The 484-nt window shown below is 69.0% G+C and carries 1 protein-coding gene; it reads right to left on the reverse strand.

What is annotated here, in order from left to right; genetic code table 11:
* The coding region (locus DBR12_RS23340; RefSeq protein ID WP_369861712.1) for an EamA family transporter at positions 1–484 on the reverse strand (484 nt) is incomplete at both ends.

The raw sequence follows: 484 nt of genomic DNA on the forward strand, positions 1-484 counted from the left end.
CAGCGGCCAGCATCAGCGCATCGCCCCAGCCCCACTGGCCCGAATATCCACCGCTGAGCAGCGCAGCCCCCAGCAGCGAAACCGCCGCAAACACAAACATCGCACGGCCGGGCCGCTGGCGCAGCAGCCACCACTCGGCAAACGGGGTGAACACCACACACAGGCTGATGAGAAAGGCCGCGTTGCTGGCCTGTGTGAGCGCCAGGCCAAAGGTCTCGCACAGAAAAATGCCCAGCATCAGCGCTCCCAGGGGCAGGCCCGCCGCCAGGGCATCGCGCCGCTCTGGCGCTGGGGCGCGCAGCAGCGTGGGCAGCAGCAGGGCAAAGGTCAGCAAAAAGCGCACGGCCAGAAAACCCAGCACGGGGTAGAACACCAGCGCCCCCTTGGCCACGCCATAGCTGGTGCCCCACACCACGGCCACCAGCAGCAGCGCCAGGTCAGACAGGCGCGGGGCCAGGGAAGAGGCGGGGGCGAGGGGCAGGCT

Source organism: Acidovorax sp. HMWF029, assembly GCF_003060895.1.
Lineage (GTDB): Bacteria > Pseudomonadota > Gammaproteobacteria > Burkholderiales > Burkholderiaceae_C > Acidovorax.